The 26,066-nt window shown below is 33.4% G+C and carries 19 protein-coding genes; 12 read left to right on the top strand and 7 right to left on the bottom strand.

All coding sequences use genetic code 11. The features are described 5' to 3' along the window. The first annotated feature begins 95 nt into the window (after positions 1-95). The 3 genes from ubiE to H0V01_09655 all read left to right on the top strand — a co-directional run bounded on the left by ubiE (position 96) and on the right by H0V01_09655 (position 3,251). A complete protein-coding gene (ubiE, locus tag H0V01_09645; protein MBA2583634.1) occupies positions 96-824 on the top strand; it encodes a bifunctional demethylmenaquinone methyltransferase/2-methoxy-6-polyprenyl-1,4-benzoquinol methylase UbiE in 729 nt (242 codons plus the stop codon). 36 nt (positions 825-860) lie between these two features. After that, on the top strand, positions 861-1,580 hold the full coding sequence (locus H0V01_09650; GenBank protein ID MBA2583635.1) for a PorT family protein: 720 nt from the start codon (positions 861-863) through the stop codon (positions 1,578-1,580). Positions 1,581-1,706: 126 nt separating this feature from the next. Beyond that, positions 1,707-3,251, top strand: a complete 1,545-nt coding sequence (locus H0V01_09655; protein ID MBA2583636.1) for an FAD-binding protein — start codon at positions 1,707-1,709, stop codon at positions 3,249-3,251. A 12-nt stretch (positions 3,252-3,263) separates the two neighbouring features. On the opposite strand, the gene H0V01_09660 is transcribed toward H0V01_09655, so the two are convergent. Then, on the bottom strand, positions 3,264-4,040 hold the full coding sequence (locus H0V01_09660) for an RNA methyltransferase (protein MBA2583637.1): 777 nt from the start codon (positions 4,038-4,040) through the stop codon (positions 3,264-3,266). 72 nt (positions 4,041-4,112) lie between these two features. Between H0V01_09660 and H0V01_09665 the strand changes: the two genes are divergently transcribed. From H0V01_09665 to H0V01_09685, 5 genes are all read left to right on the top strand, one after another. After that, on the top strand, positions 4,113-6,584 hold the full coding sequence (locus tag H0V01_09665; protein MBA2583638.1) for a BamA/TamA family outer membrane protein: 2,472 nt from the start codon (positions 4,113-4,115) through the stop codon (positions 6,582-6,584). Positions 6,585-6,688: 104 nt separating this feature from the next. Then, positions 6,689-7,747, top strand: a complete 1,059-nt coding sequence (locus H0V01_09670) for a class I fructose-bisphosphate aldolase (GenBank protein MBA2583639.1) — start codon at positions 6,689-6,691, stop codon at positions 7,745-7,747. A gap of 27 nt (positions 7,748-7,774) precedes the next feature. Further along, positions 7,775-8,614, top strand: a complete 840-nt coding sequence (locus H0V01_09675) for an acetyl-CoA carboxylase carboxyltransferase subunit beta (GenBank protein ID MBA2583640.1) — start codon at positions 7,775-7,777, stop codon at positions 8,612-8,614. A 63-nt stretch (positions 8,615-8,677) separates the two neighbouring features. After that, on the top strand, positions 8,678-8,947 hold the full coding sequence (gene rpsO / locus H0V01_09680; GenBank protein ID MBA2583641.1) for a 30S ribosomal protein S15: 270 nt from the start codon (positions 8,678-8,680) through the stop codon (positions 8,945-8,947). A 124-nt stretch (positions 8,948-9,071) separates the two neighbouring features. After that, entirely contained in the window at positions 9,072-11,228 is a 2,157-nt protein-coding gene (locus H0V01_09685) for a polyribonucleotide nucleotidyltransferase (GenBank protein MBA2583642.1), read from the top strand. 105 nt (positions 11,229-11,333) lie between these two features. Here the strand turns inward: H0V01_09685 and H0V01_09690 are convergent, their stop codons facing one another. From H0V01_09690 to H0V01_09700, 3 genes are all read right to left on the bottom strand, one after another. Continuing rightward, on the bottom strand, positions 11,334-12,101 hold the full coding sequence (locus H0V01_09690) for a DUF2236 domain-containing protein (protein ID MBA2583643.1): 768 nt from the start codon (positions 12,099-12,101) through the stop codon (positions 11,334-11,336). Positions 12,102-12,311: 210 nt separating this feature from the next. After that, complete coding sequence (locus H0V01_09695; protein ID MBA2583644.1) at positions 12,312-13,052, bottom strand: hypothetical protein; 741 nt, start codon at positions 13,050-13,052, stop codon at positions 12,312-12,314. A gap of 251 nt (positions 13,053-13,303) precedes the next feature. Further along, a complete protein-coding gene (locus tag H0V01_09700) occupies positions 13,304-13,756 on the bottom strand; it encodes a PepSY-like domain-containing protein (GenBank protein MBA2583645.1) in 453 nt (150 codons plus the stop codon). 202 nt (positions 13,757-13,958) lie between these two features. On the opposite strand from H0V01_09700, the gene H0V01_09705 reads away from it, so the two are divergent. Beyond that, complete coding sequence (locus H0V01_09705) at positions 13,959-14,342, top strand: hypothetical protein (GenBank protein MBA2583646.1); 384 nt, start codon at positions 13,959-13,961, stop codon at positions 14,340-14,342. Positions 14,343-14,390: 48 nt separating this feature from the next. Here H0V01_09705 and H0V01_09710 read toward each other — a convergent pair whose 3' ends face one another. After that, positions 14,391-15,941 carry a T9SS type A sorting domain-containing protein gene (locus H0V01_09710; protein MBA2583647.1) on the bottom strand — a complete coding sequence of 517 codons (1,551 nt, stop codon included), beginning with the start codon at positions 15,939-15,941 and terminating at the stop codon, positions 14,391-14,393. A gap of 482 nt (positions 15,942-16,423) precedes the next feature. Between H0V01_09710 and H0V01_09715 the strand changes: the two genes are divergently transcribed. Together H0V01_09715 and H0V01_09720 are read left to right on the top strand one after the other, a co-directional pair. Further along, complete coding sequence (locus H0V01_09715; GenBank protein ID MBA2583648.1) at positions 16,424-17,389, top strand: hypothetical protein; 966 nt, start codon at positions 16,424-16,426, stop codon at positions 17,387-17,389. A 237-nt stretch (positions 17,390-17,626) separates the two neighbouring features. Continuing rightward, positions 17,627-18,820: a DEAD/DEAH box helicase gene (locus H0V01_09720; protein ID MBA2583649.1), complete on the top strand. Its 1,194-nt coding sequence runs from the start codon at positions 17,627-17,629 to the stop codon at positions 18,818-18,820. A 15-nt stretch (positions 18,821-18,835) separates the two neighbouring features. On the opposite strand, the gene H0V01_09725 is transcribed toward H0V01_09720, so the two are convergent. Both H0V01_09725 and H0V01_09730 read right to left on the bottom strand, forming a co-directional pair. After that, the gene (locus tag H0V01_09725) at positions 18,836-20,128 is read right to left on the bottom strand and encodes an MFS transporter (protein ID MBA2583650.1); all 1,293 of its coding nucleotides are present in this window, start codon (positions 20,126-20,128) and stop codon (positions 18,836-18,838) included. A 192-nt stretch (positions 20,129-20,320) separates the two neighbouring features. Continuing rightward, a complete protein-coding gene (locus tag H0V01_09730) occupies positions 20,321-20,707 on the bottom strand; it encodes a hypothetical protein (GenBank protein ID MBA2583651.1) in 387 nt (128 codons plus the stop codon). A 106-nt stretch (positions 20,708-20,813) separates the two neighbouring features. Here H0V01_09730 and H0V01_09735 point away from each other — a divergent pair, with 106 nt between their 5' ends. Continuing rightward, positions 20,814-26,066, top strand: coding sequence for a gliding motility-associated C-terminal domain-containing protein (locus tag H0V01_09735; GenBank protein MBA2583652.1), 5,253 nt, complete (start codon positions 20,814-20,816; stop codon positions 26,064-26,066).

Consider the following 26,066-nt stretch of genomic DNA (forward strand, 5'->3'; position numbering starts at 1 on the left):
TGAGTAACAAATCGAAAACTAGTATACTTTACAAGAATTCAACGCGTTTATGATAAACTTTTTACCTTTGCTTTTTTTTGTAAAATTTCTGTAAAATGACAGTAACTCCATATAAGGATAATAACCTCGGAAAAAAGCAGCAGGTAACTGCAATGTTCAATAATATCGCCCCTAAATATGATTTTTTAAATCATTTTTTATCCCTTGGCATAGATATTTTATGGAGAAAAAAAGCAATAAGATTGCTTAAAAAACATCAACCAGCACCAAGATATATTTTAGATATAGCAACTGGAACAGGTGATTTTGCCCTGGAAGCACTTGCTCTCAATCCTGAAAAAATTACCGGACTTGATGTTTCTGAAGGAATGTTGTTAGTTGGAAGAGAAAAAATAAAACGGAAAAACCTTCAGAATAAAATTGAGTTAATATTGGGTGATTCCGAAAATTTACCCTTTGATGAAAAAACGTATGATGCAATAACCGTAGGTTTTGGTGTTAGAAATTTTGAAAATCTAAACAAAGGCTTATACGAAATGTACCGGGTGTTAAGCAGTGGAGGGATGTTAGTGGTTTTGGAATTCTCCAAACCAGTCAAATTTCCTGTTAAGCAGATTTATAATTTATATTTTATGCAAGTACTTCCTCTAATTGGAAATTTAATTTCAAAGGATAATTGTGCCTATACATATTTGCCAGAATCTGTTAATGCTTTTCCTGATGGTAAGGAATTTTTAGACATATTAGAAAAAAACGGATTTAAAGAAACTAAGTGTATTCCTCTTTTCTTTGGCATTGCAAGCATTTATACCGGAAAAAAATAAATGTTGTATCTTAGATAAAGAATAAAAATAAAAATATTGAAACCGGAAACTATTTTATTTTTAATATTTAGCCTTTTAATAGGTAGCCAAAATACCTATGCCCAAAAGAAAAAGATTGAAAACCTTCCAAAGTTCGATCGGAAAAAGATGCATTTCGGTTTTTCAATCGGAATAAATTCATCCGATTTCGTTGTTGATCGAATGCCTGATTATCAGAATTACGATAGTCTTAGAGTAATTGAATCCCAAGCGAAGACAGGTTTTAACTTAGGAATCATTGCCGATTACCATTTAACACCAGTTCTTAACCTTCGTTTTATTCCTGCCTTATCCTTTGCTCAACGTAATCTTGAATATACTTTTGCAAGCCAAAACAATGGTTCCTATAACCGTGTTATCAAACCCGTTGAATCAACCTTTTTGGATTTCCCACTTTCCATTAAATACCGTTCAGCCAGGCTTAATAATTTTGCAGCTTATGTAGTTGGAGGGGCTAAATATAGTATAGATCTTGCCTCTCAAAAAGATGTTACGGGAGTATTTGGTGAAGAAATCGTTAAATTATCAAGACAAGATTATTCCTTTGAAGTTGGAGTTGGTTTTGATTTTTTTCTCGAATATTTTAAATTCTCACCTGAAATTAAATTATCCTTTGGTTTACCCAATTTAATTATCAGGGATGGTGGTATATATTCGGATCCGATCAAAAAACTCACTTCACGGATTGTCTTAATTTCTTTCCATTTTGAAGGATGATTTTTAATCAACAGTTCAATAATTATTAAAATTTTCTGTTTTTTTAATGAGGTATTGCAAGTACTTTACTTTAAATAATGGCATTCAGCTTTCAATTTGTAACTTGCGCGCCAATAGTTTAAAATAATGCAAAAAGAACTTAATTTAGTTGTATCCCCGGAAAATTCTACTGATACTAAATATTTAATAGGAGTTGTGGCAGAAATGCTTCAGGTAGAAGTTGTGGACGTTTCTTTTGTAAAAATTTTAAAAAGATCAATTGATGCACGTTCCAGAAATGTAAAAATTCAGCTAAGAGTATTGGCTTTTGTAAAAGAACCTGAACCACAGGAAACAATACCTGGAATAAAATATGAGGATGTAAGAAAAAAAACACCTGTAATTATTATTGGCGCTGGTCCTGCCGGTTTATTCGCTGCATTAAAATTAATTGAAAGAGGTTTTAAGCCGGTAATATTAGAAAGAGGAAAGAATGTAAGGGAGCGAAGACGGGATTTGGCAGCTTTAAATAAACAACATATTGTAAATCCAGATTCTAATTATTGTTTTGGTGAAGGTGGTGCAGGTACTTATTCTGACGGAAAATTATATACACGTTCAACAAAAAGAGGAGATGTACAGGATATTTTAAATACCCTTGTATTTCATGGTGCAAATGCTGATATATTGATTGATTCTCACCCTCACATTGGAACTAACAAGTTACCTTCAATAATTGTTTCAATTAGAGAATCCATAATTAATGCAGGTGGTGAAGTACATTTCAATACCAGGGTTACTGATTTTATCATTAATAAGGGAAATTTTGAAGGAGTAACTGACAATAACCAGAATGAATTCAGGGCAAAAGGATGTATTTTAGCAACTGGGCATTCAGCACGTGATATTTTCAGGCTTCTTTATGCAAAAGAAATCCTGATTGAAGCCAAGCCATTTGCAATGGGAGTTAGAATCGAGCATCCTCAACATATTATTGATTCTATCCAGTATCATTGCAATACAAGAAGTGAGTTTCTACCTCCTGCTTCCTATAATTTAGTTCAACAAGTAAAAGACAGGGGAGTTTATTCATTTTGCATGTGTCCTGGAGGAATTATTGCTCCCTGTGCTACTAGTGATGAGGAAGTTGTAACAAATGGATGGTCTCCCTCTAAACGGAATAACCCTTATGCTAATTCAGGAATTGTTGTTTCTGTTGAACCAGATGATTTAAGGGCTTTTTCATATGCCGGGGTCTTTGCAGGACTTCAATACCAACAAGAATATGAGAAAATGGCATTTACTGCAGGAGGAAAAACCCAAACAGCTCCTGCACAAAGGCTTGAGGATTTTGTAAAAAACAAATTATCTAAGGATTTACCAAGTTGTTCCTATCAACCCGGAATTATTTCTGCACCACTTCATCAGCTGCTTCCTGAACCCATAAGATATAGGTTACAAGAAGGGTTTAAAGCATTTGGCGCTAAAATGAAAGGTTATTATACTAATGAAGCTGTTATTGTTGGGGTTGAATCGCGGACATCCTCTCCCATACGCATTCCTCGTGATAAGCTAACATTGGAACATCCTCAAATAAAAGGATTATATCCTTGTGGTGAAGGGGCAGGGTATGCAGGTGGAATCGTTTCTGCTGCCATTGACGGGATAAAATGCGCAGAAGCAATTCAATGATTTGTATGGTTTTTAACTATTTGTATTTCTCACAAACTCTGAGCAAATTACAGCTGCAGCTGTTGAAACGTTTAAAGACTCAGCATTTCCATAGGAAGGTATTTTTATTTTGTGAGTAATAAATGGAAGGAGTTGGTTTGAAATTCCTTTTGATTCATTTCCCAAAAGTATTATTCCCCATTTCATTAATTTAACCTTATAAATATTTTCACCATTTAATAAAGCCCCATATACTGGCAAACTTAAATGCTTTGAAATATTTCCTTCCAATACAAATTCCAGATCCTGATAAAAAATATTAATACGGGAAACAGAACCCATTGTAGCTTGAATAACTTTTGGATTAAAAACATCTACAGAATTTTTTGAGCAAATAATGTTTTCAATTCCAAACCAATCCGCTATCCTTATAATTGTCCCTAAATTGCCCGGGTCTTTAACTTCATCCAACATTAAAGTGAGTTTTCCTGTTAATGTTTCTAACTGGAATATTGGTGAGGGCTTTGCAACCACCATCAAAACTTCATTTGCAGTTGAAAGCGAACTTATTCTTTCCAATTCCTTGTCAGATATTTCAAAAGTAGAATCCACTAAATCATTTCTTTGAGCTAAAAGATAATTATTCTGATCAAGCCACGTTTTTTTCGCGTAGATTGAATGAATTGTTAAGGGTGAATTTAAAATTTCAGAAACAATTTTAGTTCCTTCTGTAAGAAACAAATTAGATTCATCCCTGAATTTTTTTATTTTCAGAGAGTTAATTAGTTTGATTTGATTTTTTGACAGCATCAACTATATAGCTTGAAATTTGTAGATTTGCCAAAAATAATAAAAGGAATTGAACAGAAAATTTAAACCTGCTTGAATATTAAATTGAAATCTCAAAAGCTATTTTTTTTCCTTTTATCCCTAATAATTACTTTCAGTGCCTGTAATCCCACACGCAGAGTGCCGGAGAATCAATACCTGCTTGTTTCCAATACAATTAAAGTTGATAAGCAAGGAGTTGAACGCGAAAGCTTAAGACAGGTAATAAAGCAGAAACCCAATAGGAAAATTTTAGGCGTTTTTCGATTTCATCTAACCATGTTTAACTTCGTAGATCCTATAAAGGCTAAAAGGGAAAAAGATAAAAAAATTGAAAAACGAAAAGAAAAAAATAAAAAAAGGGATGCTAAGGGGAAATCCCTAAAAAGTATGGAATTTCAAACAGTCAGAGAATGGCTTATGAATATTGGTGAAGCTCCTGTTTTACTCGATAGCAATCAAACGCTCACTTCCAATAAACAACTTCATTTGTCCTTAGTTAAAAAAGGATATTTTAATAATACTGTTTCCGATTCTACTGTTTTTAAAAATAAGAAAGCACATGTTATATATAGTATTTTAACGGGAATACCTTACAAACTCGAAAAAATCACCTACACCATACCTGATCCTAAACTAGCTCAGTATGTGGTGGAGGATGCAAAAAAAGCTTCTTTGTTTAAATTAGGGGAGAATTATGATGAGGAAACAATTATTAAGGAAAGAGAAAGAATTGTTAAGGTACTTCAAAATCTCGGTTATTTTTATTTTGTAAAGGAGTTTATTCATTTTAAAATAGATACAAGTCTTGGCAATAAAATGGTACATATTGATCTGGAAATAAAAAACAGGGAAGTTAAATTGCCGGAAAATGATTCCATTGTTGAAGCAAAGCATAAGCAGTATTATATCAATGATATTTATGTTTACACTGCATTTAATCCTCGAAATCCAGATAAAGAACTCCCGGACACTCTGCTGGTTAATGATTTTCGGTTTGTGTATAAAAATGAACTTAAATACAAGCCAAATATAATTACACAAAGAATATTTATTAAACCAGGAGAGTATTATCAGCTCAAAAATTTAGAAGAAACCTACAAAAAAATGGCGGATTTGAAATCATTCAAATTCATAAATATTCAATTTAAAGACGAAGATAATGATCCGGATAATAAATTAATAAACTGCCACATTATGCTTTCTCCAGTGGTAAAACAATCTTTTAATTTTGAAACTGAAGGCACAAACAGGGGGGTTAATTTGGGTATAGCGGGAAATATTGTTTATACAAATAATAACCCATTTAAAGGAGCTGAAAATATTGAAATAAGGTTAAGGGGAGGCCTGGAGAGTCAGCAGACCAGTGCTCAAATGGAGGGAGTATTGGATGATATTGATCCAAATTTGGTGTTCTTTAATACAAAGGAATTTGGTCCGGAAATAACATTGAACATCCCTAAATTTCTTCTGCCAATAAGGCCAGAAAGGTTTTCCAAATATTTTACACCCAAAACTACAATTACCTCTTCCTATAACTACCAGGACAGGCCGGATTTGACAAGAAGAATAATTAACTTTTCATTTGGTTACAATTGGAAAGAATCACCAACAAAAACACATTTTGTTTTTCCTGCTGATATTAATATTGTAAATATAAATCCAAAACCAACTCTTGCCGATTTTTTTGAAACCCTAAATAATCCATTTATTGAAAGGAGTTTTACTCCCCATGCAACCATTGGTTCAAGATATACCTTTATTTATAACAATCAGATTCAAAAGCAAAGAGGGAAATTTATGTATTTCAGGGGATCGGTAGAGGGGGCTGGTAACCTTTTACGTTTAGGTTATAAATTAGCACAGGCTGATACAAATGAATTCGGAAGTTATGAAATTATTCCCGGCACTCCTTTTTCTCAATATGTTAAACTTGATGCTGATTTTAGATTTTATAAGATTTTGAACCCTAAAAGTAATTATGTTGCTCGAACCGCAATTGGAATTGGTAAGCCTTTGAGTAATTTAAATGTACTTCCTCTGGAAAAAAGTTATTTCGGTGGCGGTTCAAACAGCATTAGAGCATGGGCTGCGCGTTCTTTGGGTCCAGGATCTTATAATGATACAAGTAGTTTTAATACATTGAGAATTGGTGATATTAGCCTAGAAGCCAATTTAGAATACAGGTTTGATATATATAAATTTTTTGAAGGGGCATTTTTTGTTGATGCTGGCAATATCTGGTTATTTAATGAAGATCCAGACAGGCCAGGAGGAAATTTTGAATTCAATAGATTTTTGGATCAAATTGCAATTGGTACAGGGATGGGATTAAGGCTTGATTTTTCGTTTTTTGTTTTTCGTCTTGATCTTGGGATTAAGGTAAGAGATCCAATGATTATTGGACAGGATAAATGGGTAATTACCCATATTCTTGATAAACAATGGAAGCAGGATAATTTATCCTTTAACCAGGGTAGGCGATATTTTACAAATTTAAACTTTGGAATAGGATACCCTTTTTAATTTCCCTTTTTTGCCTTATTAAAACATAGCAAAAAATCATTGTAATTATTGCTACTTTAAATATTATTTATTTTTTAGCTTTGCACTTCTAAAATTTTAAGCAGATGGATAAAAATAGAATAGTAGAATTATTGGGAACTGATGCAGATAGTCTGCTGAACCATTCGTGTAGAACAATTTCAAAAGATTTAATAGCAACTCCCGGAGCCGATTTTATTGACAGAGCCTTTAGAGATACTAACAGGAGCCCACAGGTTTTACGTAATCTCCAGGCAATATACAATCATGGAAGACTAGCGGGAACAGGATATGTTAGCATTTTGCCTGTTGATCAGGGTATTGAGCATTCTGCAGGATCTGCATTTGCTCCAAATCCAATATATTTCGATCCGGAAAACATTATTAAACTGGCTATAGAGGGAGGTTGTAATGCAGTTGCTTCAACCTTTGGTGTATTGGCAAATAATTCAAGAAAATATGCGCACAAAATCCCTTTTATTGTAAAAATAAATCACAATGAATTGCTTTCCTACCCCAATAAATATGACCAAATAATGTTTGGAAGTGTGGATGAGGCTTGGAATCTGGGAGCAGCTGCCGTGGGAGCAACAATTTATTTTGGATCTGAGGAATCTTCCCGTCAAATAGTTGAAGTGGCTCAAGCCTTTGAAAGAGCCCATGAATTGGGAATGGCTACCATATTATGGTGTTACCTAAGAAACAACGGATTTAAAAAAGATGGCGTTGATTATCATGGCGCTACTGATATCACTGCTCAGGCTAATCATTTAGGTGTTACCATTCAAGCAGATATAATTAAACAAAAATTACCGGTAAATAATGGTGGATACAATGCTATTAATTTCGGGAAAACACATAAAAAAATATACGATGAACTTACAACTGACCATCCTATAGATCTTTGCCGTTACCAGGTTGCAAACTGTTACATGGGAAAAATTGGTTTAATAAATTCCGGTGGAGAATCAAAAGGAAGTTCAGATCTTTCTGAGGCAGTAACAACTGCAGTGATAAATAAAAGAGCGGGTGGTCAAGGATTAATATCAGGGCGTAAAGCATTTCAGAAGCCTATAAAGGATGGAATAGAGCTTTTAAATGCAGTGCAGGACGTTTATTTGGATAAACAAATTGATTTGGCTTAATTAACTAGAATAAAAACCGAATAAAAAATGGGATGGTTTAAAAGAATAAAAGAAGGAATTACTACAACCGAAAAGAAAGAAACTCCGGAAGGATTGTGGTATAAATGTCCGGAATGCAAACAAATTTCTCCTACAAAGGAACATGCTGAGAATCTTTTCGTTTGTTTTAATTGTTCATACCACGAAAGAATTTCTTCAAAAGATTATTTTAATATTCTCTTTGATAACAACGTATTCACAGAAATTAATGCAGACCTGGTTTCTGCCGATCCACTTAAATTTGAGGATACCAAAAAATATACCGATAGAATTGACAGTACAATAAAAAAAACTGGTCTAAAAGACGCTATTCGAACAGGTCATGGAAAAATAAACGGATACAATGCAATGATTGCCTGTATGGATTTTGGTTTTATTGGTGGATCAATGGGTTCGGTAATGGGCGAAAAAATTTCACGGGCAATTGATTACTGCATTAAAAACAATACTGCATTAATTATTATTTCCAAATCGGGTGGGGCTAGAATGATGGAGGCTGCCTTCTCTCTTATGCAAATGGCAAAAACTTCAGCCAAATTAACTTTACTTGCTGATGCGCAAATACCTTATATCTCATTGCTTACAGATCCAACAACTGGTGGAATTACAGCATCCTTTGCTATGTTAGGGGATGTTAATATAGCTGAGCCTGGTGCATTAATAGGTTTTGCAGGTCCAAGGGTTGTAAAAGAAACAATTGGAAAGGATCTTCCAAAAGATTTTCAAACCTCTGAATTCGTTCTTGAACATGGTTTTCTTGATCTTATAGTTCATCGAAAGGAATTAAAAAATAAAATTTCAACTCTTATTAAAATGTTTGAAAATTAATTACGTTTTATCAAAAGTTTTAATATCTTTGCACCCTTAATTATTGAAAAAAGCAGAAACTATATGTATTTAACAACAGAAATTAAACAGGATATTTTTAAAAAACACGGAAAATCTGCTAAAGATACCGGAACTTCTGAAGGACAAATTGCTCTTTTTACACACAGAATCAATCATCTTACAAATCATCTTAAAGAAAACAAGAAAGATTTTAATACTGAAAGATCCCTTGTACTACTTGTAGGAAAAAGAAAAGCACTTTTGAATTACCTTAAAAACAATCAGATTGAAAGATACAGAGCTATTTTGAAAGAGCTTAACCTGAGAAAATAAGTTAATGTTTCACAAAATAAATAAATAATAATGCAAAAAAGGCAATTGAAAAATTGCCTTTTTTGCATTATTATACTTATAAAAGAAGAATAAAAAAAGAGGATATAAACAAAAAGAGAGAAAAATGACAAACACAACAAACACAGGAATTACACAAACAATTACATTAGGTAATGGCAGTATTATAACAATAGAGACAGGTAGATTAGCTAAATTGGCTGATGGTGCTGTAGTTGTTAAATGTGGAGATACAATGGTGCTGGCAACAGTGGTTTCAAGTAAAGAAGCAAAAGAAGGAGTAGATTTTCTACCCTTAACTGTTGATTATAAAGAAAAATATTCTGCAGTTGGTAAATTTCCGGGTGGATTTTTCAAAAGAGAAGCAAGACCTTCTGATTATGAGATTTTAATTGATAGGATTATTGATCGTGCTCTTAGGCCATTATTTCCAGATGATTACCATGCTGAAACGCAAGTGGCAATTATGTTGATTTCTGCTGAAAAAAATGTTGCACCTGATGCTTTGGTTTGCCTTGCTGCATCAGCAGCAATAGCTGTTTCTGATATCCCCTTTAATGGCCCGGTTTCAGAAGTTAGAATTGGAAGAATTAACGGCCAGTTTGTAATAAATCCCACAATTTCTGATTTAGAAATTTCTGATATTGATTTAATGGTTGCAGGAACTTTATCTGATATCATGATGGTAGAGGGTGAAATGAAAGAAGTTTCTGAAGATGATATGATTGAAGCAATTAAACTTGCTCATGAACAAATAAAAATACAATGCAATGCTCAAACTGAATTGGGGGCTAAGGTTGAAAAATCATTGATTAAAAGGACTTATAGTCATGAAACTGATGATTTTCAAATTAGAGATACTTTAAAAGCTGCTGTTTATCAGAAATTATATGATGTAGCCAAAAAAGGAAACCCTGTTAAGGCTGAAAGAAAAGCTGCATTTGAGGCAGTAAAAGATGAATACATTGCTACCCTATCAGAAGAAGAAGCCAAAGAAAAAGGCCAGTTTATAAAAAAGTATTTTTATAAAATTGAAAAAGAAGCAGTAAGAAGGTCTATGTTAGATGAGCAAATTCGTCTTGACGGTAGAAAAATGGATCAAATCAGGCCAATCTGGAGTGAAGTTGATTATTTGCCTTCTGTTCATGGTTCTTCTATTTTTACCCGAGGTGAAACCCAGTCATTAACTACTGTAACTCTGGGAACCAAACTTGATGAGCAGATTATTGATGGTGCCATTTTCAAAGGAACAGAAAAATTTATTTTGCATTATAACTTTCCATCTTTTTCAACCGGAGAGGCAAGACCAAATAGAGGAACAAGCCGCAGAGAAGTAGGGCATGGTAATTTAGCTTTAAGGGCATTAAAAAACATGATTCCTAAAGGGGAAGAAAATCCTTATACTATCAGGATAGTTTCTGATATTTTAGAATCCAATGGTTCTTCATCTATGGCCACTGTTTGTGCTGGAACTCTTGCTTTGCTTGATGCAGGTATTAAAATGAAAAAATCAGTTTCAGGAATTGCAATGGGATTGGTTACGGATGAGGCAGGTAAATATGTTGTGTTATCGGATATTCTTGGGGATGAAGATCATTTAGGTGATATGGATTTTAAAGTTACAGGTACTGTAGATGGAATTACGGCTTGTCAAATGGACATTAAAGTAGACGGTTTGCGATATGAAGTACTTGCAGAAGCTCTTCAACAAGCCAAAGCAGGAAGACTCCACATTCTTAAAGAAATGGAGAAAACCTTATCTGTTCCAAGAGCTGTCTTTAAACCTTTTGTACCTAGAATTGTTCAATTGTCAATTCCAAAAGAATTCATTGGTGCTATAATCGGACCTGGTGGAAAAGTAATTCAGGAAATGCAAAAAATGACCAATACTGTTATTTCTATTGAGGAAAAGGGAGAGTTTGGCATTGTTCAAATTTCTTCTGAAAATGTTGAGGGAATTGAAGCTGCAGTAGCTAAGGTTAAAGCAATTACAACAGTTCCTGAAGTTGGAGAGGTTTATACAGGAAAAGTTAAATCAATAATGCCTTTTGGTGCCTTTGTTGAAATTCTTCCAGGAAAGGATGGTTTACTGCATATTTCCGAAATAGATTGGTCCAGATTGGAAACAGTTGAAAGTGTGCTGAAAGAAGGAGATGTTATTCAAGTTAAATTAATTGAAATTGATAAGAAAACTGGCAAAATGAAACTTTCAAGGAAAGTTTTACTTCCAAAACCAGAAAAGCAGGAACAATCAAATCAATAATAGAAGTATAAAATAAAAAAGCCCGGTTTATCCGGGCTTTTTTATTTTAGCGATGTTTGTTAATCAATTTTTTTTAAATCAAAAATACTTACAGTCTTTTTACCTTTAGATTCCTGGTTGTTTATCTAAGGCTTTTATTTGTAATTTATATTTAGGGGGAAACAATATAGATTTTAAAATCCAATCTGAATTTAGCATACGGCAAAGCTTGTATAAACTAATAACAGGACTTAGAAGGGACATCTTACCAAAATTAAGCAGTTGATTTACTTTTTCAGGAACTATCAATATTTGGGTTTCAATTAACAATTTATATCTTATTATACCAAGATGTTTTTGATATTGTGTATATAAATCCAGAGTGAAATTACTTTTTTCCAGGTTCTGAATTAAGTGTTCTTTGCGCATGGGTATAAATTGCAAATAATTTTTTGGTAGACCTTTTAATCCCATTCGAATTCCCATCCGGTAAAAAACATCAAAAGCTTCCTGTTTTTCATCAACTGTAAGTTTTTGTTCAAGGAGTTCATAAGAACGAATGGAGTAATCAATAAGCATAAAAAGAACATCACGATAGGCCCACTCTGGTATTGTTGCGCCACGATTTGATTCCACTGCTGAATGAATGGCTGAAATTTTGTCAATGGATTCATGCGCGGTTTTTAAATCAGAAAACACAATAACCCGGGCATAACTTACAGTGGAAAATAATCTCCCTAAAGGGTCAGCGGGAAGTCGTCCTGTAAAATACAACCAGTCTACAGCCTTATTTAAGGCAAATTCAGCAGAAGCCCCTGCAAAAATCAACAAGATAGTATCGGCTTTACCCCATATTTTTCTTACTATTGATCCTTTATCCACAAAATATTCCATGGTTGGTAAACGAGCAAACTTATCTTGTAATTGTAGTCTGAAAAAATCTATTGTTTAAAAATACATTTGATTAATTAGACCATTGTATAAGATACTATTAAACAAAAGTTTAACAACCAAGGATTAAACAGTAGGATTTAACTCTTTACAATCAGAAAGGAAAATTGAATTAGCCGTATACTGATTACATAGAAATTAAAGTCAGATACATTAATTTTTTGCAATAACCAGGTCAGCTAAATTAATAACCTGGTTATTGGTGGTGATTTCCACATCCATAACCACAGTAACGGTACCTGAGGGTGAGGAATTTGAAGGGGCTTTTGAGTAAGAAAAAACCTTGTATTTTCCTTTTCTTAATCCCTTAAATTCATAATTGCCATCATAACTGGTCCTAATTCTTTTGCTAAAGGATGGTTCATTACCGAACTTCAAATACACCTCTTCGTCTGAACCGTTATATTGACTAAGTATTTGAGAAAAATTAAAATTGTATTTTTTAACTAATACTTTCCCCTTTATGGATGAACTTCCATCTTTGTCTGCTGCTCTAAATACTGTTAAATCAATTTCAATTTGTTGTTTCGAATCAGTGATTTCAAAAGATTTAATTACCGGAACCATTGGCGAGGAAGATTCACTTACAGTATCAAGGGAATAGGCGAAAATTTGATATTTTCCCTGCCTTAAAAAGGGAAACTGAAACGAGCCATCATGGCTGGTCCTTACATCCTTATCATATGCATTTTCTTTTTCGCCATATACCAAATAAATCCTTTCATCAGGCTCACCATCCTCTGCAGTTAGAACAACATCTGGAGAATGGTAATTCCCGGAAAACAATTTTCCTTTAACATTTGCTCTTCCACCTGGCCCGGGATCTTTTGAGCAAGAATTTATCATTATAAAAACAAGAAGGCCAAATAGTAAAAAAATATAATTTTTTTTCATGAGCTTTGAATTATTTGATTTTTTTATTCTTATTATTTTAGCATTCATAATTTTGAATTTGTTCCTACTCATTTCTTCTTTCTCACTTTCCCAAATCCTATATTTTGCATTGATTTTTTCACATTGTTTTTAGGAACCAAAAAATTAATTACAAAATCCTTTAGCCTCTATTTTTATATTTTTTTATAAAAACCAAATAAGCATTTCATGTTTTTGGCTTTTATAAAATCAAGCAAAAAGCACTAAAAAGTTTAATTTTTATCGGTAACTTTCATTAACTCTCCCAAAGGGTTGTATAGAAGTTCAGTAATATTCCTTGCTTTTACAACCCTTATGAAATAAAGGATTTTATAATCGGGTGTTTCAATTTGTTTAATATCATCAATCATCCAGGAACGAAATTCTGATTTGTTATGGGATTCTAGAATTGTAGATGGTAGTTCTTTTTTATTAATGTTCATAGATGTTTTTTTCCATGTGCCATCAGTGGTATATTTTGCTTCAAGTTTTTTGCTTTCAAAATTAAAATCAACTTCATAATCACCGTTTTTTGTTTTCCAGGATCGATTTTTTGCATCAGGATACTTAGTTGAAAAATTATCCTTAATTAACTTAGGAACGGCAGATTCCTGAACATCCTTTTTTTGTGCATAAACTGAACAAGAAATAAATAGAATTACCACTAATAGATGTATTTTTTTCATGACTTATTGAATTTTTTTAAAAGTTAAATTTTTTAATTCAAGGTATATTATTAATAGAATTCACTCCTAATACTTAAATCCCTGTTTTAAAATCTGTAAAAAACATACCACAGTTTATTAGCATATAAAATTCAACTTTTAGTACATTCCATACAAATGCTAATTTGAATATTGATATTAGACGTTGAATTTTTTCCTGTTTATGAGAAAAATATTACTCTACCACATAAATTGGTTTTTCTTTGACCCCCAAAATGGAGAAAAAAGTGTTGCCCTTTTTAATGTCATTCCAAATGGAGCCAAGCGCAATGAGGAATCTCTTTCTGAGCGCATTGTTTGTTGGAAGTACTATTTGCAAGAGATTCCTCCCTTTGGTTCGAATGACAGCTTGTGTTTTTTAGGAGTAGTCAAAGAAGTGGTCAGCAAAGCCGACCCCTTCTTTGACTACCTTGTCCATCCAATGTTGTTCATTCCGAGCGCATCGAGGAATCTAAAAAACTTTTACCAGACAGCAGTATTTTTTTTTACTAATCAAAAAAAAAAGGAACAAAACGCTTTTAGGCGAATTGTTCCTTTTAAAATTTGAACCTCTACTTTTGAAAAAACTAGATAGCTTTCAATTTAATTCAACTCATTATTTTATTAATATTTTTTGAGTTTCAACCTTTCCCTCTGATTCGATTGTAATAAAATATATTCCTGGAATTAAATCCTGAGTTTTTACTACCAATTTGTTTTTATCTACATAGGAAATATCCGTTTGAATGGATTTTCCTGTAATATCAAGTATTTTGACCAAACCTCCTGATATTTTTTCATCTAATTCAATGTTAATGAATTCCTCAGCAGGGTTTGGATAGCTTTTAATTAAAGTAGAATTTACCTCGTTTGCCTCCTCATCAATTTTAACAGTCATTCCAGGGTTAGGATAAACTGTTACTACTGCACCATTACTTGGAGCCCATATATTAATGTTTGAAGGTGAGGCAAAAATATTCGCGTCAGACACAGTACCAACGTTATCAGCGTTATCAATTTTAACATATCGTACTTCAATTTTTTCCTGATCAATAAATATCCAGGTAAAGTGATTGAATTTATCGCTGTTACGTGTCCAGCTTTTGGCTTTATCCACTGTTCTTAATGGTGCTCCCCAACATCCTTCTCCTATATAAGTAACTCCTTTTTCCTGATCTCTTACAAAACCCTGAACGTTTCCTGAAGCGCTTGAGGCCCTTATCGGATAAGTTGATTTTACACAATGTGCATCTGACTCAACTACTAATTTCACGCCATGCTGATAGAACAAAGGCTCCCAATTGGCAACAATATCGTTTCTATCCACTTTAGATGAAACATGAGGTCTCATTGGCCTGTGGTATTGAGCAATTTTCCATTGGGTATTTGTATTGGCCTCAAGATCGCTTTTTAACCATGAAGTCTGATTACCTGCTACTGATATCTCACTATTTAATGTATATACCCTTAATAAGGAACCACCAAGGCTTAAAGCATAATAAACTTCTGCACTTGGAACATCAAAAATATTTACCATATCTGGATTTTTATCATGATTTCCTCTTTCAGCGATTATTGGAATCATTCTACCATCTGCTCCAATAGTTAATTGCCAATCATCTAACCATTCTTTCCATTCTGAATCTGTACTTTGATCAGTCATGTCGCCACCAAACAACACAGCATGTGGGCGCAATTTTGCAACCATCTTATTTCCGTTCCTTCTGGGAACAGCATTGTTCCTAGAATCACCACCTGCAATTAACGAAAGTCTTTCTGTAGGTGAATCAGGTGCTGTTTTAAACCAGAGTCTTTTGCTGGTTCCTTCACTGTCACGAATTACAAAATAATATGAAGTATTTGGCATTAATCCGGTTAAGCGTACAAAATTGTGGTTTAAGCCTTTATCTGTAACAGTACGGTTGGGAGTTTGTGAACTTGTATACAACTGGTAATTTGTCCCCTGATCTGTGGTGCCATAATGTACCGTTGGGGAACTGCCGCTTACTTGTGCCCAGCCAATTACCATTGTGGTTGAGGGATTATCACGCCAGGATATTCTGTATTTATTTGTAACTGCTAATATTCTTTCAGGACAAAACATACAAAATGTAAGTATTGCAGTAAACAAGTAAATCAGTTTTTTGCTTTTTTGTAGATTTTTCATTTGTTTCGGATTTAGTTTAAATAAAAAATTGATTTTTGACTTTTTTGAAAATTTCAATTGATTTAAAATAAAAATATAAAACTGGTCTCTTCATTGGATTTCGGATTTAGTTTAAATTAAAAAATTGACTTCTGATTTTTTTGAAAATTCTAAAGATTTTTGTTGAAAAAAATAATGCTGTTCCCTGGTATATTGAATCTTTTTTTTTGATTATAAATTCACTTATTTCTTCTGTAGTGCTTGTAAATAATGCGTTTCGTGGATTATTAGAACTAGAAAATTGTCAAATTATTTTATTGTAGTTGTTTGAAAAAATGAATTATTCTTTAAATAAATTATTTTCTGATACACATTGAGTTTTTATTTTATTTTTTACTTGATTTTTTTCTCTGATGCCTTTGTAATTAACCGTTTCAGGCAATATGAATTTTGAAAAACAGTTTATTTGTTTATTAAAATAAAAACACAAATTGTTATTGAAAATGAATTCTAACATAGCCAATAGTAATCAATCATCCTCCTACCAATTTTTACTACTTGTGATTTTAAAAATTACCTGCTTTGGTGTTTTTATTGGAAGAGCCTGGGAACATTTAAGATGGGACCCTCCCTTTAGATCATTTTTGTGGGATCAGAGTTTATTAGAGCCTTTTATTTTAAAAATCACAGGTTTAAGCTGGATGGAATATGCTACAAGTGATAAGGTTGATAGTTTAATTCAAAATACTGTCTTTTCAATTGGATTGTTTTATGTTTTATGTGCTATTGCTGCTTTAGTAATCTCCAAAAAACACCTTTTAATTTATAGGCTATGTAAATATATTTTAATCCTGGGATCATTAAGCTTAATATTCCTTGCTTTTCTCTATTATAAGGAACGGTTTATGGAAGTTGGGCAGTTTTTTGAATACACTTCTCAATTTAGCTCCCCATTGATTCTATTGCTTTTGCTTTCTGGTTTTTCCAAAAAAGGGATGGTATTCTTTATTAAGGCAGCAATTGCATTAACCTTTATTTGCCATGGACTTTATGCCATTGGTTTTTACTCAATCCCTGGAGAATGGGTAGATATGCTTATTGTTTCTTTAAATGTTTCTGAGCAAAGTGCTTATTCCATACTCTATTTAGCGGGCACCTTAGATATTGTATTTAGTGTACTGATATTTATTCCAGGGCTAGTAAAACCATCCCTGGTTTATTTGCTTTTATGGGGTTTGGCAACAACTGCTTCACGAGTTTATGCCAACATTTACATTGATTCTTTCTGGTTAATAGTTGAAATTTATTTACATCAAGTTCTATACAGAGTGCCTCATTTTCTTTTGCCCCTTTCTTTATTGTTTATAATTAAAGACAGAAGTATTTTAAGTGAACTAATAAAATGCATTTCCATAGATAACAAACACTCCAAATCACATGAACCCGAGCCCCAGCCCCAGTCCTCGTAGGACTAATATCTGGGCTTTTGATAGGATAATTCCTTATTTCACATTATAAGTTTTAAATTAATAAAACACAAAATCGTCAATAATTATTCAATTAAAGCTTTAGGTTTTGTATTTGAATCAGAACAAATATCCAGTATTGCTTTGTAAATGAAGGAATATAATATCTTTGTAGCCGTTATATTACATAGATGGTCTTAAAGTAGGATATTTCCTGCTACATCCTAAATAAATTATATTTTGAATTTCAGTGATTTTAAATTCCACCCCTCACTTCTGGAAGGATTGGAATCAATGGGTTATACAAAGCCAACCCCCATACAAGAACAAACAATACCAATTATACAAGAGAACAACGATATTATTGCATGTGCTCAAACCGGTACAGGTAAAACTGCTGCTTATTTGCTTCCCATACTAGATAAATTATCTTCGAACAAGGCAGATACATTTAAGATTAATACAATAATTTTAGCGCCAACCAGGGAACTTGCATTGCAAATAGATCAACAATTAGAAGGGTTTTCATATTTTACTAACGTGAGTTCACTTCCTCTTTATGGTGGTGGTGATGGAGCCGGATTTGATCAGCAGAAAAAAGCATTAACCAAGGGTGCAGACGTTATAGTTGCCACGCCTGGTAAATTACTTTCTCATTTAAATCTTGGTTATGTGGATACTTCTGAACTAAAACACCTTATCTTAGATGAGGCAGACCGCATGCTGGATATGGGATTTTATGATGATATTATGAAAATCATTAATTTTCTTCCTAAAAAAAGACAGACATTGTTATTTTCAGCCACAATGCCTCCAAAAATTAATTCTTTGGCAATTAAAATTTTAATTGACCCAAAACAAGTAAATATTGCTATTTCAAAACCAGCTGCAGGCATCACTCAGCAGGCTTATATGGCTTTTAACAGTCAAAAAATTCATTTGATTCAGCATTTACTTAAGGAAACTGTTTTTACCAGTATCATTATATTCTCAGGAAGTAAAGCCCTTGTTAAGGAAATAGAAATTACCCTGAAAAAACTAAAACTAGCAGTAAAATCAATCCATTCAGATTTAGATCAAACCGAGAGGGAAAATGTATTAAGAGATTTTAAGAGTAGAAGGCTTCAGGTACTTGTTGCCACTGATATTCTCTCACGGGGAATTGATATAGAGGCTATTGATTTGGTTATAAACTATGATGTTCCAGGTTCTCCGGAAGATTATGTTCATAGAATTGGACGAACAGCCCGGGCATCAAATAAAGGGCTTGCAATTACTTTTATCAATGAAAAAGACCAGCAAAGATTTTATAGAATTGAGAAATTAATAGAAACAAAAATACCTAAACTAGCTTTACCTGAATTTCTGGGAGATGGTCCCAAATATGAACCTGAAAAAAGAGTTCACCATTTTAAGAAACCCATACGCAAGTAAAACTGGTTGTAATACCTATAAAACCTGAACTGAAAGATCTATGGCTGGTGTTAAAACTGTTGATTCTTTAGTAGTTTTAAGTTCCTCTTCTGTTTTCCCTGAATCTGATTTCAAAATTAAATAAAATCCAAGAGCAGCAATAGAGGCAATAATTCCTGTTAACCACCAAAGCCATTCATACCCTAAATGAACTATTGTTTTTGTTCCTAAAAATGGTGCAATTACAAATGCGCTGGCATAAGAAAGAGAATATAAACCCATATATGAACCCCGAGTTTTTTCACTCGAGCGTTTTATTGTATAAGTTACCATAAAAGGCATTGCTAATATTTCTGCAATACTCATTACAATCATAGAGGCATAAAGTATCCAATAGGAAGAAGAAAAATTCAACATTACCATTGCAACACCAATAAATAGAGTTCCCAATGCGATTAATTTCCCGTAACCAAAACGATTCCCAATTAGATAAACAATTATCATTTCAAACAAAAAAACAATAATTCCATTTATACCAATTAGTATTCCTATTGAACTTTCCTTCATTTTGTATACTTCCCTGTAATAAAGAGGAAGGGTAGAAAACAATTGAAATAACACAATTGCAAAAAGCATACAGCACAGGGCAAAAAGCAGAAATCTACCATCATGCCAGGCAGATTTTTTTAAATTCATCTTTTCAGATAGTGTAGCTGTTTTTTTTTGCTCCACAGGTTTATAGGTTTTTCTGTTTCTGAAAAAGAAGAAAAATAATAAGCCGGCAAAAATGCAGGTAATTCCATCGCCAAGAAAAAGCCACTGATATGAAATTGCTGCTAAAACTCCCCCAAGGGCCGGACCTATGGAAAAGCCTAAATTTATTGCCATGCGATTTAGTGAAAAGGCCCTTGTAAGGTTTTCAGGCCGGGCATAAAGTGCAATGGAAGAAGCATTTGCAGGCCGTAAACTGTCTGTAACCATACTTAAAAGGAAAATCCAAATTGCCAAAAATTCAAATTGGGTGATTTGCCCCAAAATAAGGAACATAAAACCACCTAAAGTCAGGCTTGTTAATTGTACATGAAATTGTCCAAATCGATCAGTTAGCCATCCTCCCAGAAAGGACCCGGCCATAGATCCAAGGCCAAAAATACTTAGGATTATACCTGTACGTTCTACCGTAAATTTAAGTTCCATTGTAAGATAAACACTCATAAATGGAATCACCATTCCCCCGGCGCGGTTAATCAGCATTACCAAAGCAAGTACCCATGCTGCATCCGATAAACCGCCATAAGCGTTTTTATACAATTGAATTACTCTTTTCATGCCAATTAAAAGCGGTTAATCATTCATTACAAAGGAAAATAAAATTAAACGATGATTTATCTGATTTTTATAATAAATAGGAATAGGTAAACTCAGAGCATCTAGTGCAATAGGGAAGAAGAGAGAATGAAATTAAGCACTTTTAAAATCGTGGTTATAAAAGTTTTTTATAAAACTTCATGGGGTATTTTTTTATTCAAATCCGGCAAAAAAAATACAATTTCTATCGGAGCGAATTAAAACTATCATTTTTCTTAATGGATCACGGTCAATAATTACCGACTGAATTCCTAATGGATTATTTTCAATTTGGTATGTTGTAACCCCAGTTGAACTATCATCAGGTTTTACTGAAAGTATATTAAGATCATAACCTGATGCTCCATCAGCAAAAACAACTACCACTTTTTTATCCGATTCATTGACAATAATGGTGCTTTTAATCACCCTTGGGGTACCTGAAGTATTGCTTCCACAACGGCCAACTTTCATCACCGTACTATAAAAAGTATATTCCTGAGAAAAGGCATTTGCGATTAATAAAAAAGAAAAAACTAAAATTAGTGGAATTGATCTCATTTTTATTTTTTTTAAAGATTGAAAACTTACATTCATTTTCTGCTAAAATACAAAATTTCACTGCCTTTAATCGAAATAATTTGTAATTTAGTTCACTTCTATGATTATGCGCATTTTTTTATTGTTATTGTTCTCTTTTTTATTCAGCAAAACATATGCTGAACATAAGGATAATGGTTCTCATTCATCCGATAAAAATTCCCGTTTAACATTTATTGAAAATAAAAATCAATGGAATAAAAATGTGCAATACAAGGCAGATATTCCAGGAGGCTTTCTTTACCTGGAAAAAAACGGATTTACCTTGGATTTTATTGATCACCAAACTTTTACTAATCTAAGAGGGCATGGACATAATAGTAAATTAAAATCGGATGCCACAATTGCAGAAGCCATAAAAGCCCATTGCATTAAAACCTCCTTTATTAATTCCAATTCCATAGTTACACTTACTGGTATAGAAAACACCCAGAATTATTACAATTACTTTCTTGGAAATGATAAAGCCAAATGGGCTGGGAATGTTCCCGGCTACAATAAAATCCTATATAACGACATTTATAATCACATTGATTTAATAGTGTATTCAACCCAAGCTAATTTAAAATATGATTTTATTGTTAAACCAGGTGGGAATCCTTCCCAGATATTAGTTGAATACCAAGGTGCTGATAAAATGCAACTTAAAAATGGCCATTTATTGATAAAAACCTCGGTAAATGAATTTACAGAACAAAAACCTTATGCTTACCAGGTATTTAATGGTATTTTAAAAGAAGTTCCTTGTAAATATGTCTTAAATGAAAAACAAATAAGTTATTTCTTTCCTTTAGGATATGATATAACAAAAGAATTAATTATAGATCCGGTCCTACTATTTTCAACACATTCAGGTTCATATTCTAATAACTTTGGTTATACTGCCACTTTTGATTCCAAAGGCTTTTTATATGCCGCTAGTACTGCTTTTGGAAACTTGTATCCTGTTACTCCAGGTGCTTATGATATAAGTTTTAACTCAGGTAATGTGGATATCGCCATAACTAAATATGATACAAGCGGAACTGCAATAATTTATTCAACTTATTTAGGCGGTAATGGAGATGAATTGCCTCATAGCCTTGTGGTAAACAGCAACCAAGAATTGTTTATTTATGGGACAACAGGTTCTGCTAATTTTCCTGTTACTTCCGGGGCATATGACAATACTTTCAATGGAGGTCCCGCATTAAGTCCAAATGGATTAGGAGTTTCTTTTCCTTCAGGGTCAGATATTATTGTAAGTCGGCTGAATAGCAATGGATCTCAACTTTTAGCTTCTACATACTTAGGGGGATCACACAATGATGGTTTAAATTATACTTCCAATAATACTGTAAATAATATTTTAAAATACAACTATGCAGATGAAGTAAGAGGCGAAATTGATATAGATGAACAAAATAATATTTACATTGTTTCATGTACACGTTCAATAAATTTTCCTATTGTTGGGAATTCATTCCAGCCTGTTTATGGAGGAGGTGATATAGATGGCGTGGTTGTGAAAATGAACAATAGCCTGTCTTCAATTATTTGGAGTTCATTTATTGGAGGGAATCAACACGATGCAGCTTATTCACTTTCCCTGGATAGTAACAATGACATTTATATAGCTGGGGGAACCTCTTCTCCAAATTTTCCTGTCACTTCTACGGCTTTGCAAAGTACTTTTCAAGGGGGAAGATCGGATGGTTTTATTCTGCATGTTAGTAAAAATGGACAAACTATTATAAATGGAACCTACTATGGTTCTATTGCATATGATCAAACTTATTTTGTAGAACTTGATAAACAAAATAACATTTATGTTTTTGGTCAAACAGAGGCATCTGGAAATACATTTATTTATAATGCTTTATATTCTAATCCAAATAGTGGTCAATTTATTAGTAAAATAACCCCTCAACTGGATTCGCTAATTTTTTCTACTGCTTTTGGAACGGGCTCAGGAGGGCCTAATATTTCACCAACCGCTTTTCTTGTTGATGTTTGCAATAAAATGTATCTCTCAGGGTGGGGTGGAGGAACAAATAATTTGAATATTAATTTTTTATACAACAATGCAGGATATACAACAGGAATGCAGGTTACTCCTGATGCCTTTCAGTCTACAACAGACGGTAGTGATTTTTATTTAATGGTATTGGAAGATGATGCATCGGCCTTGGTTTATGGTAGCTTTTTTGGTGGATCACAATCACAGGAACATGTAGATGGAGGCACGAGTCGTTTTGATAAAAAAGGAAAAATTTATCAAACAGTTTGTGCAGGATGTGGAGGCAATTCTGATTTTCCTATTTATCCTAATCCAGGCGCTGTTTCCCCAACTAACAATAGCAGTTGCAACAGTGCGGTTTTTAAATTTGATTTTAATTTACCCATTTCAATTGCTGGTTTTGATGCTCCAGCACCCGGTTGTGTGCCCTACACAGTTCAATTTGTAAACAACAGCACTATTACCGGAACAAGTAATTATTACTGGGAATTTGGTGATGGAAATACTTCTACTGATTTTAATCCCATTCATGAATATTTAACAACAGGACTATTTAATATTATGCTTGTTACTTATGATATTGCTTCCTGCAACCTCTCAGATACTGTATTTGCCCAGGTAATTGTTTTATCAGATACTTCTTATTCACTTACTCCCCAAACCATTTGTGGTTCGGGAGCGGTTCAAATTGGTTTAACACCTGTTAATGATCCATCAATTACTTATCATTGGAGCCCTGCCACTGGATTGTCGGATACTGCCGTTGCAAATCCATTTGCTAATCCAAGTCAAACTGCCCAATATACCTTAATCATGTCTAATGGAATTTGCATGGATACCATTTCTCAAACAGTAAATTATTATCCTGAATTGTTGAATGTAACAGCAGATACATCTGTTTGTGGAGATGCTGCCCTATTGCTTGTTGCAAGTACAATGGGAAATTACTATCAATACATATGGTCAAGTAACAGTACTTTTACTGACACCCTGAATAGTCCCTTAAGCGATAGTACCCTAAATATTAGTATTGCTAATTCAACTACTTATTACATAATGGCTCTGGAATCTGGTTGTGTTTTGAAAGATAGCGTCAAAATCCAGGTTTTTCCGGATAGTACTTATGTTTTAAACCCACTAACTTTATGTGGTCAAGGATCAATCCAAATTGGACTTACACCTTTAAATGATACTGTTACAACCTATCATTGGAGCCCGGGAATAAGTCTTACAGATTCTACTCTTGCCAATCCCTACGCATTGCTTAATGAATCTGCAGAGTTTCAATTAATTATTTTGAATGGAGCTTGTATTGATACTTTAACACAGGTAGTTAATTATTTTCCTAACCTTTTGGAAACTTCTCTGGATACTTTTGTTTGCAGCCCTTCTAGTATTTCAATATATGCAAGTACTTTTGGAAATTTCAGCCAATATATTTGGTCCTCAAATTCTATGTTTTCTGACACATTGAATAATCCTTTAAGTGATAGTACTTTAAGCATAAATGTCATTAATTCATCAACATATTATATTTTGGCTTCTGAATCGGTATGCAATTTATTGGATAGTGTTTCTATACAAGTATATTCTGATACCACATACAGCTTAAGCCCATTAGAAATTTGTAAGGGCGATACAGTTAACATAGGATTTTTAACTGTACCAGGGAATGTATACACCTGGAATTCCTCCTTTGGAATAAGCGATAGTACCATTTCATATCCACAGGCATGGCCTATTGAAAATTCATCTTACATGCTTCTTTCATTTGATGGCTTTTGTACCGACACAATTTATCAATCAGTTAATGTTGTTCCGGTTCCGGATATTCAGGTAACCAACGATACAACAATTTGTAGGGGAAATGAAATTACGGTTTTTGCAACCACAGGAGGAGTTTACAGCCAATATATATGGTCAAGTAATCCTTCTTTTTCTGATACTCTTAACAATTCTGTTGCTGATAGTTTTTATACTTTTATTCCTTTAAATGATGTAACATTATATATTGGGGCATTTCAAAGTATTTGTGTTGTAATGGACAGTGTTAAAATTTATGTTTTAAAAGACACTATGTATTCATTGCCTAATGTAAATTTATGCTTTGCAGATTCAGTTCAAATTGGCCAAATACCCTCAACTGATCCCACAATTACTTATAGTTGGAATCCATCCACAGGATTAAGCAATTCAAGCATTCCCAATCCTTTTGCATCCCCTGGGCAGTCTTTGATGTATGAATTATTAATTTCAAATGGTTTCTGCACTGATACTATTCGTCAGTTTGTTAATGTAACCTCTTTCAATTTATTTACTGTAAATGATACAACTGTTTGTAAGGGTCAATCCCTACAAATTAATGCAGGAACTGATATTCCGGGCTCAAGTTTTCATTGGTCTTCCAATGCTGGTTTTACAGACACATTAAACTTTGTGTCTAATGATGGAAGTCTTTTTGTGAATCCTGTGCAGGGTTCTAATATGTATTATGTTAAAGCCCTTTTATCCGGATGTGAAAAACAGGATAGCGTAAGGATAAACAACGATGAAGTAAAAATACAGGCAAATTCTTCAGGAATATGTTTTGGTGATACCGCTTTTTTAACTGCAATTAATTTAGTTAGCAGCCAGGAGTTAAGTTATTCATGGAGTCCCGTTTCAATGATTATAGCGGGTGAAAACACCTCAACTGCCCTGGCGAGTCCTTCTCAATCCACTGCTTATTCTGTTACTGCAGAAAATTCTTCTGGTTGCAAAGCAAGTTCACTAACAACACTTTCTGTATCATTACTAGAGCCTCAAACAATTAATGCCTCTGTTTCACAAGATTCTATACTTGCTGGAAATTCAGTTTTACTGCAAGCCATGCCCACTTCAGGTTACACCTACCAATGGAACCCTCACTATGGTTTAAATAATAGCCAGGTTTCAGCCCCCGTTTCAACTCCCTTTACTACTACAACTTATACCGTAACAATTGCCGATGGACCATGTTATTATTCTGATTCAGTAACTGTTTATGTTTATGAAATCGTTTGTGGAGCACCAAACATATTTATTCCCAATGCTTTTACTCCCAATGATGATAATAAAAATGATGTTTTATATGTAAGAGGGAAGTATATCGATTTAATTTATTTTACTGTTTACAATCGATGGGGAGAAAAAGTTTTTGAAACAACAGATCAGTCAGTTGGCTGGGATGGAGTGTTTAAAGGCATGAAAGCAGATCCAGGTGTCTTTGTTTACTATCTTACAGCAACATGTTTGGATGGTCAGAATTTTTTCCTAAAGGGTAATGTTACTTTAATTCGATGA

The organism is Bacteroidota bacterium, assembly GCA_013696965.1.
Lineage (GTDB): Bacteria > Bacteroidota > Bacteroidia > JACCXN01 > JACCXN01 > JACCXN01.

Bases quoted from the DNA above. Each gene is read 5' to 3' on its own strand.
- H0V01_09695 (MBA2583644.1), bottom strand. From the start codon at position 13,052: ATGAAAAAAAATTATATTTTTTTACTATTTGGCCTTCTTGTTTTTATA.
- H0V01_09715 (MBA2583648.1), top strand. From the start codon at position 16,424: ATGAATTCTAACATAGCCAATAGTAATCAATCATCCTCCTACCAATTT.
- H0V01_09660 (MBA2583637.1), bottom strand. From the start codon at position 4,040: ATGCTGTCAAAAAATCAAATCAAACTAATTAACTCTCTGAAAATAAAA.
- rpsO (MBA2583641.1), top strand. From the start codon at position 8,678: ATGTATTTAACAACAGAAATTAAACAGGATATTTTTAAAAAACACGGA.
- H0V01_09710 (MBA2583647.1), bottom strand. From the start codon at position 15,941: ATGAAAAATCTACAAAAAAGCAAAAAACTGATTTACTTGTTTACTGCA.
- H0V01_09705 (MBA2583646.1), top strand. From the start codon at position 13,959: ATGAGAAAAATATTACTCTACCACATAAATTGGTTTTTCTTTGACCCC.
- H0V01_09655 (MBA2583636.1), top strand. From the start codon at position 1,707: ATGCAAAAAGAACTTAATTTAGTTGTATCCCCGGAAAATTCTACTGAT.
- H0V01_09730 (MBA2583651.1), bottom strand. From the start codon at position 20,707: ATGAGATCAATTCCACTAATTTTAGTTTTTTCTTTTTTATTAATCGCA.
- H0V01_09735 (MBA2583652.1), top strand. From the start codon at position 20,814: ATGCGCATTTTTTTATTGTTATTGTTCTCTTTTTTATTCAGCAAAACA.
- H0V01_09670 (MBA2583639.1), top strand. From the start codon at position 6,689: ATGGATAAAAATAGAATAGTAGAATTATTGGGAACTGATGCAGATAGT.
- H0V01_09675 (MBA2583640.1), top strand. From the start codon at position 7,775: ATGGGATGGTTTAAAAGAATAAAAGAAGGAATTACTACAACCGAAAAG.
- H0V01_09725 (MBA2583650.1), bottom strand. From the start codon at position 20,128: ATGAAAAGAGTAATTCAATTGTATAAAAACGCTTATGGCGGTTTATCG.
- H0V01_09685 (MBA2583642.1), top strand. From the start codon at position 9,072: ATGACAAACACAACAAACACAGGAATTACACAAACAATTACATTAGGT.
- H0V01_09700 (MBA2583645.1), bottom strand. From the start codon at position 13,756: ATGAAAAAAATACATCTATTAGTGGTAATTCTATTTATTTCTTGTTCA.
- ubiE (MBA2583634.1), top strand. From the start codon at position 96: ATGACAGTAACTCCATATAAGGATAATAACCTCGGAAAAAAGCAGCAG.
- H0V01_09690 (MBA2583643.1), bottom strand. From the start codon at position 12,101: ATGGAATATTTTGTGGATAAAGGATCAATAGTAAGAAAAATATGGGGT.